Consider the following 11,717-nt stretch of genomic DNA (forward strand, 5'->3'; position numbering starts at 1 on the left):
CTACTCAAAATTCCTTTCATCAATTACACGAACAGCTTTACCTTCACTTCTTGGAAGTGATTCCGGTTCAACAATACTTACATCTACTCTAATTCCGGTTTCTGATCTGATAGATGCTTGGATTTGTTTTTCAACTCTTTCCATCTCTTTCATTTCATCGGAGAACAGTTCTTTGGTGGCTTCTACCTTAACTTCCACTTCATCTAAAATGTCAGGTCTTGTTACATGAATCATGTAGTTAGGGCTAATGCCGCTGACTTTAAGCAATGCTTTTTCAATTTGGGAAGGGAACACCATGACTCCTTTGATTTTTAGCATGTCGTCACTTCTGCCGGTGATTCTTGTCATTCTGACTGTTGTTCTTCCGCATTCGCATTTTTCAGAAATAAGTGATGTCAAATCTTTGGTTCTGAATCTTAAAATTGGCATTCCTGTTTTTGTTAAGGATGTCAATACGAGCTCTCCTTTCTCACCGTAATCCAGGGTTTCACCAGTTTCTGAATTAATAATTTCCGGATAGAATAAGTCATCTTGAATGTGCATTCCGTTTTGTTCACCGCATTCCTGTGCTACACCAGGCCCCATTACTTCTGTTAAGCCGTAAATGTTATATGTTTTCATTCCGAGGGATGCTTCAATTCTTTTTCTCATCTCGTCGGTCCACATTTCAGCTCCGTGAATTCCTGCCTTTAAATTAATGTCTTCTAATGGAATTCCGGCTTTTTCCCTTGATTCTCCAAGGTACATTGCATAAGAGGGAGTACATGTCAGGATATCACTTTGAAAATCGACCATTGTGTCAAGTTGTCTTTTGGTGTTGCCTGCTGAGATGGGGATGGTGATTGCACCCATCTTGTTTCCTCCGTGGTGGATACCGAATCCTCCTGTGAACAGGCCGTATCCGTATGCATTTTGGATAATGTAGTCTTTTTCAGCACCTGCCATTTTAAGTCCACGTGCTATGCATTCTCCCCAAATGTCAAGGTCGTTTTGGGTGTATGCGGTTACGGTCGGTTTTCCTGTTGTTCCTGAAGATGCGTGCACTTCCACAATTTCTTCACGCGGAACTGCAAGAAGTCCTAAAGGATATGCTTCTCTGAGGTCGCTTTTTGTTGTAAATGGAATTTTTTCAATGTCTTTTAATGTTTTAATGTCTTCCGGTTTCAAACCTGCTTCGTCAAATCGTTTTTTATAAAACTCTACATTCTCATATGCGAGTTTTACAGTCTTTTGTAGTCTTTCTAGCTGTATTTTTTCTTTTTCTTCTTTGTTCATACATTCTGCTTTTTCATTCCAAAACATAGTATCCCTATCTTAACAATTTTTTTTTTCAATATGTTTAATTTTTACATTGGTTGATTATTAAACTTTGTTATGTTGTTTAATTTTTTTCAGGATTATCTGATTATCGTAATTGCCAAATGATGTACATATCTGTACATCAATGTATATAATAGTAATGTTTAAATATTCTCATTTTAAATAATTATAAATGTAATATTACTAATGTTAATATTTTTGGGTAGAGGTAATTATTTATGGACGTAATGATTTTAGCAATAATATTCATAGTGTACATATTCGCGCTTGTTTTTGTAGGATATTACGCTTATAAAAAAACCAATTCCTCTGAAGACTTTATGATTGCTGGAAAAGACACACACCCATTCATCATGGCAATGAGTTATGGGGCAACATTTATTTCGACAGCAGCTATTGTCGGTTTTGGGGGAGTTGCAGGTCAATATGGAATGAGCGTATTATGGCTTGCATTCTTGAATATTATTATCGGCGTATTTATCGCATTTGTATTTTTAGGAAAAAGAACCCGACGTATGGGGCATGCATTAGGATCTCTAACATTTCCTGAATTCTTAGGAAAACGTTTCGATTCCAAATTCATCCATTATGTTTCAGGATTGATAATTTTCTGTGCAATGCCACTATATGCGGCTGTAGTATTAATCGGAGCTGCAAGATTTTTGGAATCATCATTATTGATTGATTTCAGCATTGCTCTTTTAATATTGTCAATTATTATTACATTTTATGTATTGTTCGGCGGAATCCGTGGCGTAATGTATACAGATGCATTGCAGGGAACAATCATGGTTGTCGCAATGATATTCCTGCTTGTATTTGTATATTGGTTGCTTGGAGGAGTGGACACTGCAAACACAGCTTTAACAAATATGGTTAGCTTATATCCTGCGGAAGCCACCGCCACCGGTGGTACGGGATGGACATCGTTCCCAACGTTCGGAACACCGTTCTGGTGGTCACTTGTATCATCCACTTTAATCGGTGTAGGAATCGGGGTGCTCGCACAGCCTTCATTAATCGTAAGATTCATGACAGTAAAATCCGATAAGGAACTGAACAGGTCAGTTCTCATCGGGGGAATATTCATAGCAATAATGCCGACAACCGCTTATATAGTAGGATCACTTTCAAACGTATACTTCTTCGACAAATTGGGCAAAATAGCCGTTGATGTGGTCGGAGGAAACATCGATAAGATTATTCCAACATTCATTACAATGGCGCTGCCTGAATGGTTTGTATACATATTCCTTTTATCCTTGATTGCGGCCGCAATGTCAACAATATCTTCACAACTGCACACCCAGGGGACTGCATTCGGTGTGGATATTTATGGAACCATAAGAGAAAAATCCAAACAAAAATTAGACCAAGTAAGCATTTCAAGAGTAGGTATACTAATAGCCATTATTCTGGCATTAGTCATGGCGTTCTCACTTCCTGGAAGTGTAGTCGCTCTTGGAACAAGTCTGTTCTTTGAAATCTGCGCAGCAGCATTCCTGCCGGTATTTTTAGGAGCACTTTACTGGAAAGGAATCACAAGACTCGGAGCCATTGCAGGAATATTGTCCGGAACATTAGTGAGCATATTCTGGATGGTGTTTGTATTTGCAAAAACAGCAACAGGACTCGGATTATGCAAATTCATATTTGGAGTGGACACATTATTGTCTGCAGCGCCATGGCCTTTCATTGACGTAATGTTAATAGCTGTGCCTGTATCTGCAGTATTTACCATTGTCGTGAGTTTGCTTACCAAACCTCCGGCTCAGGATGTTGTTGATAAAGCCTTTTCAAACATAGGCAAAAAAGGAAGTGATGCAAGATGATTTTAGGAATTGAAGACCCAATGATTTGGGGAGTATATCTGGGAATTATCTTATCCACACTTTTATGTGTTGTTTACGGTGCAGTAAACTGGAATAAAGGAGATTGATTTAGAGGCATGATAGGGACTGCATGCTCAATTAATCAAATCCCTTCTTTTTTTTTAATTTTAGAGACGGTTTTCGCAAATCCTCATTTTTAAAAATTTTATTAATAATAAATAACATAGTTTTCATTAATGACAGCCACTGAATCCGAAAAAATTTTTACAAAATCATTTTTCTTGATATTCGCATCGTTACTCTTCACAGCTCTTGTAATGTATGCATTAATGTCAACAGTAACTGAGTATGCAACCGCAATGGGTTCGACCGCAACTGTTGCGGGTTTGGTTTCAGGGATATATGTTTTTGGAGGTTTATGCTCAAGGATCTACTCCGGTGATGCATTAGAGAGAATTGGCTGGAGAAAAATAGCTCTAGTCTTCATGAGCATTCATTTTCTAGCATGTCTGCTGTATTTTATAGAGGATAATGTCACATTGCTGATTATTGTCAGATTTATTCATGGAATCGGTTTTGGAGCATCTGCCAATGCAATTGTAACAATAGCAACAGCAGTTTTACCCAAAAAACGTTTTTCAGAAGCATTCGGGTACTTTATGCTTGGGACTACAATAGCCGTAGGTCTCGGACCGTTCATTGGCGGTTTTCTATATGACATTTCAGGTTCTACAGGATGTTTTATAGCGGCCAGTGTCTTTTCAGCATTGGCATTAATATTCATTCTTTTATTGGACATTGACAAATACGATACAAAAGAAAAGACCGCTGATGATAGAACATATTCCGGCCTTGAAAAGGTTATTGAATACGGAGCGGTTCCGGTTTCATTTTTCACAGCCCTTACAAGCTTGGGTTATGTATCAATATTATCATTTTATAGGTTATATGCAGTTGAAGTTAATCTGACAGCAGTATTTTCATGGTTTTTCATTATATATTCGATTTGCCTGGTTATAACAAGGCCATTGGCCGGCAGAATTCAGGATAACGGCGGAGATAAGATTGTTTGTGTTGTGGGAATTATCGCCCAATCACTAGGGCTGTTCCTAATTGCGGTTGCACCGTCAAACATCACTGTTATACTCTGTGCGGTTTGTGCGGCGTTGGGATTCGGAACTCTGAATTCTGCATGCACTGCAATCATTACAAGAAACACTCCTGAACATCGCCGTTCCTATGCCTTGTCAACGTTTTTCATATTTTGTGATGCGACAATGGGATTCGGGCCGGCATTATTGGGCTGTTTTGTCTCTGCAGGTACGGGTTACGCTCCCTTGTATCTAATTTCATCAGTAATCACATTGTTCGCTTTGCCGATATGCTTGTATTCCCTAAGAAATTAGAAAATATTATTAACTTTCTTTTTTAAAGTAGTTCCATGAAGGAATTATTCGCTAATTTTGAAAAAATTGAGAAAAACGACCCTGAATTTCATGAGATTTTTGAAAATTTTGCCTATGGAGAGGTCTTTGAGTATTCTACTTTAAATGAAAAGGACACTGTCCTTGTCACATTGGCTTCATTAATTGCATGCCAATCTCCAAAAGCTTTTAAAAAGATTCTGATTTCAGCTTTGGATAAATATATAACTCCATGTGAAGTTAAGGAACTTCTTTATCAGTCCGTTGCGTATGTCGGTTTTGGATGCGCCCACAATTTTTTCGGAGTTGTAATAAAGGTGTTTGACAAAAAGGGAATTGAAATGCCTTTGGAAAACAGGTCAAACACAACCGCTGAAGACAGGCATCAGAAAGGCCGTGAAATCCAAGACAGGTATTTTGGTGTTGAAATGATTCAGGCAATGAACGACAATGCCCCTGAGGGTCAGCAGCACTTCAACACATTTCTTGAAGGGTACTGCTTCGGTGACTTTTACACCCGTGATGGCTTAAACGACCAACAAAGGGAGTTAATAACATTCACTTTCATTGCAACATTGGGCGGTTGTGAAAATCAGTTAAGAGGCCATACTCAGGGTAATTTAAGTGTTGGTAACGATAAGGAAAAATTAGTTTCAGCAATAACAGTCATGTTGCCGTATATTGGTTTTCCAAGAACTTTGAATGCTCTTGCTATTGTTAATGAAATTTGTGATTAAGGGAAATTTTTCCCTTAATATTTGAATTCGTAAGACTCTTCAATTGCAAACATGTTTCTGATTTCAGCTGTTGCATCGTTAAGGAAAAACACTCCCATTTCCCAGTTGTTGGCTTTGTATGCTTCAGCTATTTCAGGCATGAGTTCAAATGCTTTTTCAACTACTGTTTCATTTTTGGTCAAATCAGCTATTCCGTAGTATCTTAAGAAATGTTCTCCATCCCATGCTGCAATTTCCACATTTGGATTAGCTTCCATTTGTTTGTAGACATCTTTATGGGTTCCCACTCCAAAGTAGATTTTGCCATCAAATAATAGGTGGAAGCCTAATGGTCTGACTTTAGGTCTGTCTCCGTCTACAGTTGCAAGGTAAAACTCTTCTGATTTGGTTAAGATTTCATCTATTTTTTCTATATTTGACATTTTTTATACCTCTATTAGATTTTATAGTTTAATTCCTATTTAAAGTTCTATAGTAATCTCTTATATTTGATGATATGAAATTCACCATAATTCCTTTTTTTAATCATGAACATTTTTTGTGTCTTTCGTTCATAACAAAACTTTTATATAGATTTATTTGAATATTATATATGTGAATTGATATTCACATCGATTTAAAAATTATTCAAAAGGAAGATTAATTATGAAATCTATGAAAAAATTATTATTTGTTGCTATTTTGGTGGCAGTAGTTGTAGTTAGCGTAGGTTCATGTTCTGCAGGATGGTTTGATTTTCTCGGAGGAGACAGTGCCAATGCGGATTTGGATGGACAAGAAGTTAATTTGGCTGCTGCAGCAAGTTTAAAAAATGCTTTTGATGATAAGTTAATCCCTATGTTTGAAGAAAAGTATCCTGGTGTAAAAGTAACCGCAACCTATGCTTCAAGTGGGGATTTGCAGACTCAAATTGAAAATGGTTTAGAAGCGGATGTATTCATGTCTGCTGCTAATAAACAGATGAATGCCTTAGTTGAAGAAGATTTAATTGATAATGAAACCAATCTTCAATTCTTGGAAAACAAAGTTGTTTTAATCGTGCCGGCAGACTCTGATTCCAATATCTCTTCATTTGAAGATTTAAAAGATGTGGAAGGTAACATTGCCATTGGTGATCCTGAATCAGTACCTGCAGGACAATATGCTCAAGAAGTATTAAACAACACTGGTATCTGGGATGATGTTGAATCTAAATTATCATTAGGTACTGATGTAACTGCTGTATTAAATCAAGTAGCTCAAGGATCTGCTGATTGCGGTATTGTATATGCTACTGATGCAAAATCCACTGAAGATGTTAAAGTGATTTGCGAAGCTCCTGAAGATGCTTTAAAAACTCCAGTCATCTATCCGGTAGCCGCACTCAAAAACTCAACTGATTCAGAAGCTACACAAGCATTCTTAGACTTCTTACAAACACAAGAAGCTAAAGATGTATTTGTTGACTATGGATTCACTATTCATGAATAGGTTTAATATGCATTAGTCACAAAAATATTATAGGTGATAAAGACATGACTGATTGGTCCCCTATTTTCATTTCAATGAAAACTGCAAGTTTATCAATCCTTATAACATTTTTTATAGGCTTGATTGTTGCATGGGGTATTGTCAAAATCAAAAATGACACAACAAAGATAGTGCTCGACGGCATTTTCACATTGCCGATTGTATTGCCCCCTACTGTAGTAGGGTTCTTCCTGTTGTATATTTTTGGTGTCAGGGGACCTATCGGTAAGTTTTTTTTAGATTTTTTTGCTTTGAAGATAGTTTTTTCATGGCCCGCAACCGTCATTGCAGCGGTGGTCATGTCTTTTCCTTTAATGTATCGTTCCGCTCGAGGAGCATTCGAGCAGGTTGATTCAAACTTATTGGATGCCGGCCGTACTTTAGGCATGTCCGAATGGAAAATTTTCTGGAAAGTTTTATTTGCAAATGCCCTGCCAGGGATTGTCAGTGGAGGAATTCTTGCATATGCCCGTGGTTTAGGCGAGTTCGGCGCTACCGCAATGCTTGCGGGAAATATTGCCGGACAAACTAGAACTCTCCCTATGGCTGTTTATTCGGAAGTGGCAGCTGGAAATATGGGAGAAGCTTTTAATTATGTAATAGTAATTATTTTCATATCGTTTATAGCTATTTTTATTATGGATTACTTTACTATACGTAAGGAGAAACAATGGAGATGATTTTCTTTTCTAGAGGGGGATTATGAAAAATAAATTGTTAAAGGTAAACATTCAAAAGAAACTTAAGGAATTCGACTTGGAAGTTGATTTTGAATTGAAAAAAGGATGTCTGGGCATTCTTGGACCTTCAGGTTGTGGAAAAAGCATGACTCTGAAATCAATTGCAGGCATTATAAATCCTGATAAAGGGGTTGTAAGCTTAACCGCAGACGAAGAAACAGTTTATTTTGATTCCGATAAAAGAATTAATTTAAAACCTCAAAAAAGAAATGTGGGTTACTTATTTCAAAATTACGCATTATTCCCAAACATGACAGTTGAAGAAAACATTGCCGTTGGTTTGCCTAAAAATCATGACCCTAAAGAAGTGTCTGACATGATCAGGCGCTTTCACTTGGAAGGTCTTGAAAAGAGATATCCTCGACAGTTGTCTGGAGGCCAGCAGCAAAGGGTGGCTTTAGCCCGCATATTGGCTTATGGGCCTGATGTCATATTATTGGATGAGCCTTTCAGTGCTATGGATACCTATCTAAAAGAGCAGTTACGTATTGAACTTGTAAATTCACTGAAGGATTTCGACGGGTTTTCAGTTCTTGTTACTCATGACCGTGATGAGGCATTCCAGTTTTGCGATGAACTGATTATACTGGATGAGGGCAAGATTATAGCAAAGGGCCACACTCATGAGGTGTTCGAGAATCCGAAAAAAGTCGAGGTTGCAAGACTTACAGGATGTAAAAATATTTCTGAAATTGAAGTTATAGACGATTATCATATCAAATCTTTAAAGTGGGGACTTGAATTGGAGACATCTGAAAAGATTTCACCGAATATCACACATATCGGCATAAGGGCGCATGATTTTCATCCTGCCCAGAAAGATGATGTTAATGCATTTGACACGGAAAATGCAGCATTGTTGGAAATGCCTTTTGAATGGGAGATAACATTAGCCAATGGCTTGTGGTGGAAATGTGAAAAGCAGATGCGTGAACATGAATTCGTGATTCCCAAGTATTTGAGAATAGACCCTAAAAATATAATATTGCTGGAAGAATAGTTAATATCTAAAACAGTTCTCCTGATGGTTATCGATAATGCCGATTGACTCCAAATAGGAATAGATTATTGTCGGGCCGACAAACTTCATGCCTCGTTTTTTCAAATCATTCGAAATGCTTTTTGATAAATCGGATTCAGTTAAATACTCTCCTTTTATGATTTCACCATCAGTAAAACTCCAGATATATGAATCAAAGCTTCCGAACTCTTTCTGTATTTCGATAAAAATTTTAGCATTGTTTACTGCTGAGGCGATTTTTCCTTTGTGGCGAATTATCCCTTTATTTGAACGGAGGTCCTCGATTTTATTTTCATCATAACTGGCCACCTTTTCAATGTCAAAATCATCAAAGGCCTCTTTAAAGTTGTCGCGCTTTTTAAGAATTGTAATCCATGACAGCCCTGCCTGAAATGATTCCAACACCAGCATTTCAAATAGCTCTTTATCATCATGGGTTGGAATTCCCCATTCCTCATCATGATATCTGATGTATATTTCTTCGGGTCCTGCCCATGAGCACCGTGTTTTAGTCATAAAAATACTTATTACGAACTTAATTTAAATATTTATTTATGAAAATTTCCCCTAATCGTATTTTATATTTAGATGAAGTGAGGTCTTTAGCCATTATTTTAGTAGTTTTGGGTCATTTGATACGCATGTTTTCACATGATTTTCAAAGTTGGCAGGTTGGTTCGGTTGTTTTTTCTTTAACAAGAATAGGCGTCCCCTTGTTTTTTACTGTAAGCGGAGCATTGCTCCTGACAAGAAAACATGATATTAAACAATTTTTAGAAAAGAGATTTAAGCGTGTTTTCTTACCTTTTGCCTTTTGGATTATTGTTTATATGATTTTAGGGGTTTTAATATGGCATTATCAATTCACATTGCAATATGCATATGAAATAACATTCGGAATCCATCCTCTATGTGAATTGTTCTGGTTTATATGGTCATTAATTGGTGTTTATTTATTGATTCCTGTCTTAAGCAGTTTCATCAGAGAATATGGGGATTTCGGTTCAAGATATTTGATTATAATTACTATCATATTGTCATTGCTTGTTGCTGTAGGTTTTTTCAATGACCAACACATAAAACATGACTTCAGGGTCATATTCAACTTTTTCCCGGTATTGGGTTACTTTATCTTAGGTTCATACATTCATAATCATGAATTCAAGCTTTCAAACAATAAAATGTTTTTCCTGGGAGTTTTAATGTTTATTATTGGAATTACTGGTCATTTCTTAAAGATTTATTATAAGGGACTGGGAGGATTCTCTTTGGCACCGGTTGACCTGTTTGATATATTCGTTGTAATGGAAACCATGGGAATATTTATTGCATTCAAATACGCTGATGTCAAAATGATTTCAGACAGGATAAAGCCTCTAAAAGAGCAGACTCTCGGAAAAATCATAGTGACATTCAGTTCATGCAGTTTCGGAATTTATTTCTCCCATTATATCCTTCTGCTATACTTGGCGGAAAAAGGATTTATGCACGGGTGGCGTTACAAGAACATTTTTGTTTACTTCCCGATTTCCGCGGTAATTCTCATTGGCATGTCTTGGGCTTTGATTTATGTTATGAGCAAAATTCCAGTTCTGAAAATAGGCAGTGGGGTTAAATAAGCAGTATGGCAGTGGAAAAATCAAAACGCATTTTTTACTTGGATGCGCTAAGGGCGGCAGCAATACTGTCAGTAATTGTTGTCCATGTTTATGCGGTTACAAGAATGCATGTGATGGCTGAATATAGTGTCATGCCCTCTTTAAGATGGATCTTTTCACAGATTACCGGAAACTGCTTCAGGTTTGGCGTGGATTTATTTTTAATGCTGGCCGGAGCGCTGTCCCTGGGCCGAGTCTGGACAATCAGGGAATTTTTAGGAAAGAGGATTCCAAGAATTGTAGGGCCATTCATCTTTTGGGGACTGGTGGCCGGAATAATTGCAATCGTAATCTCCTATTATTTCGGATTTAAATTTATATTCTATTTCGATATAAATTCGATTCTTTCATTCATGAGAGGGGTTTTCATGGCCACCACATCGGGATTCACATCTTATTGGTTCTTTTGGATGATATTGGGCACTTATCTAATCATGCCAATATTCAATAAATGGCTGCTGCATGCCGATTTGGCTGAAGCGGAATATTTTTTGGTATTCTGGCTGATAACATGTTTATTTGATTTCACTATCAATATCGATTTTCCGATTAAGTTATCATACTTCACAAGCCCAATTGGTCTTGTCGTTTTAGGATATTATCTAAGACACACTGAACGGGAACTTCTTAACAATCCGTATTTTGCCATAGCTTTAATTTTAATTTCCGCCGCTTTAACAATGGTTAATGTGACAATGAATTCCACAACCAGCCAGTTTCACACTGTAAACAGATATTCCATATTCTTATCGGTGGAAGTTGCAGGAATATTTCTGCTGTTCAAGAATTTCCATAAATTAAATATTAACTTAAATTTCAGCAGTCGATTAGATAAATTATTCAGAAGAATCGTTTTTGACATTGCCAAATACAGTTATGGCATTTATTTGATTCAAGGTTTGTTTTTATGTATTTATGCACAGATTCTTCCATATCATGAGTTTTATACAAACTTTATGGAAATTTTCATTTTGATTGTCATAAGTTCGATGATAACTATGTATTTATTGGAAAAAGTTCCATATATTAATAAGGTCATTGGAGCTAAGTAAAAAAAGGATGTGTTTTTATGGTTAAATTAGGTATGGGATTGATGAGACTCCCGCTATTGGATGAAAATGATTTTACGAATATAGATTATGAACAGGTTAATAAAATGGTGGATGCGTATATGGATGCGGGATTTAACCATTTTGATACTGCATTTGTCTATCATGAAGGAATTGGCGAACAGGCTTTTAAGAAATGTGTTGTGGACAGATATCCACGTGAATCATTTAAAATTGCAACAAAATTGCCTTTATTTATTATTACTGAAGAATCACAATTGGAACCTATTTTCAAACAACAGCTGGAGAATTGCGGTGTGGACTACATTGATTATTACATGCTGCATAATGTAAGCGGATTAACTGAAAATGCATGGAAAAATGTTGATCTGTTCTCATTTATTCAAAAGAAAAAGGAAGAAGGACA

The 11,717-nt window shown here is 36.8% G+C and carries 13 protein-coding genes; 10 read left to right on the forward strand and 3 right to left on the reverse strand.

Annotated elements, in window-relative coordinates; all coding sequences use genetic code 11:
- Entirely contained in the window at positions 1-1,302 is a 1,302-nt protein-coding gene (locus IJF99_RS05550; RefSeq protein WP_292792908.1) for a phenylacetate--CoA ligase family protein, read from the reverse strand.
- A gap of 236 nt (positions 1,303-1,538) precedes the next feature.
- Here IJF99_RS05550 and IJF99_RS05555 point away from each other — a divergent pair, with 236 nt between their 5' ends.
- From IJF99_RS05555 to IJF99_RS05565, 4 genes are all read left to right on the forward strand, one after another.
- Complete coding sequence (locus IJF99_RS05555) at positions 1,539-3,152, forward strand: sodium:solute symporter (protein ID WP_292792910.1); 1,614 nt, start codon at positions 1,539-1,541, stop codon at positions 3,150-3,152.
- The gene (locus IJF99_RS09495) at positions 3,149-3,259 is read left to right on the forward strand and encodes a symporter small accessory protein (protein WP_366931252.1); all 111 of its coding nucleotides are present in this window, start codon (positions 3,149-3,151) and stop codon (positions 3,257-3,259) included. The genes IJF99_RS05555 and IJF99_RS09495 overlap by 4 nt, the downstream gene beginning before the upstream one ends.
- A 129-nt stretch (positions 3,260-3,388) precedes the next feature.
- Positions 3,389-4,558, forward strand: a complete 1,170-nt coding sequence (locus IJF99_RS05560; RefSeq protein ID WP_292792912.1) for an MFS transporter — start codon at positions 3,389-3,391, stop codon at positions 4,556-4,558.
- 35 nt (positions 4,559-4,593) lie between these two features.
- The gene (locus IJF99_RS05565; protein WP_292792914.1) at positions 4,594-5,313 is read left to right on the forward strand and encodes a carboxymuconolactone decarboxylase family protein; all 720 of its coding nucleotides are present in this window, start codon (positions 4,594-4,596) and stop codon (positions 5,311-5,313) included.
- Between the two features lie 14 nt (positions 5,314-5,327).
- Here IJF99_RS05565 and IJF99_RS05570 read toward each other — a convergent pair whose 3' ends face one another.
- Complete coding sequence (locus tag IJF99_RS05570) at positions 5,328-5,735, reverse strand: pyridoxamine 5'-phosphate oxidase family protein (RefSeq protein WP_292792916.1); 408 nt, start codon at positions 5,733-5,735, stop codon at positions 5,328-5,330.
- Between the two features lie 223 nt (positions 5,736-5,958).
- Here IJF99_RS05570 and modA point away from each other — a divergent pair, with 223 nt between their 5' ends.
- From modA to IJF99_RS05585, 3 genes are read left to right on the forward strand one after another with little or no spacing between them, the layout of a single operon-like run.
- Positions 5,959-6,783: a molybdate ABC transporter substrate-binding protein gene (gene modA, locus IJF99_RS05575; RefSeq protein WP_292792918.1), complete on the forward strand. Its 825-nt coding sequence runs from the start codon at positions 5,959-5,961 to the stop codon at positions 6,781-6,783.
- 44 nt (positions 6,784-6,827) lie between these two features.
- Positions 6,828-7,502, forward strand: a complete 675-nt coding sequence (gene modB, locus IJF99_RS05580) for a molybdate ABC transporter permease subunit (protein WP_292792920.1) — start codon at positions 6,828-6,830, stop codon at positions 7,500-7,502.
- 22 nt (positions 7,503-7,524) lie between these two features.
- Positions 7,525-8,562, forward strand: coding sequence for an ATP-binding cassette domain-containing protein (locus tag IJF99_RS05585; protein WP_292792922.1), 1,038 nt, complete (start codon positions 7,525-7,527; stop codon positions 8,560-8,562).
- Here IJF99_RS05585 and IJF99_RS05590 read toward each other — a convergent pair whose 3' ends face one another.
- Complete coding sequence (locus IJF99_RS05590; RefSeq protein ID WP_292792924.1) at positions 8,563-9,099, reverse strand: DNA-3-methyladenine glycosylase I; 537 nt, start codon at positions 9,097-9,099, stop codon at positions 8,563-8,565.
- A gap of 38 nt (positions 9,100-9,137) precedes the next feature.
- Here IJF99_RS05590 and IJF99_RS05595 point away from each other — a divergent pair, with 38 nt between their 5' ends.
- The 3 genes from IJF99_RS05595 to IJF99_RS05605 all read left to right on the forward strand — a co-directional run.
- A complete protein-coding gene (locus tag IJF99_RS05595; protein WP_292792926.1) occupies positions 9,138-10,202 on the forward strand; it encodes an acyltransferase in 1,065 nt (354 codons plus the stop codon).
- 5 nt (positions 10,203-10,207) lie between these two features.
- Complete coding sequence (locus IJF99_RS05600; protein ID WP_292792928.1) at positions 10,208-11,293, forward strand: acyltransferase family protein; 1,086 nt, start codon at positions 10,208-10,210, stop codon at positions 11,291-11,293.
- Positions 11,294-11,310: 17 nt separating this feature from the next.
- On the forward strand, positions 11,311-11,717 hold a 407-nt coding region (locus IJF99_RS05605), incomplete at its 3' end, for an aldo/keto reductase (RefSeq protein ID WP_292792930.1).

The sequence above is a fragment of the Methanobrevibacter sp. genome, assembly GCF_017406825.1.
Classification (GTDB): Archaea; Methanobacteriota; Methanobacteria; order Methanobacteriales; family Methanobacteriaceae; genus Methanocatella.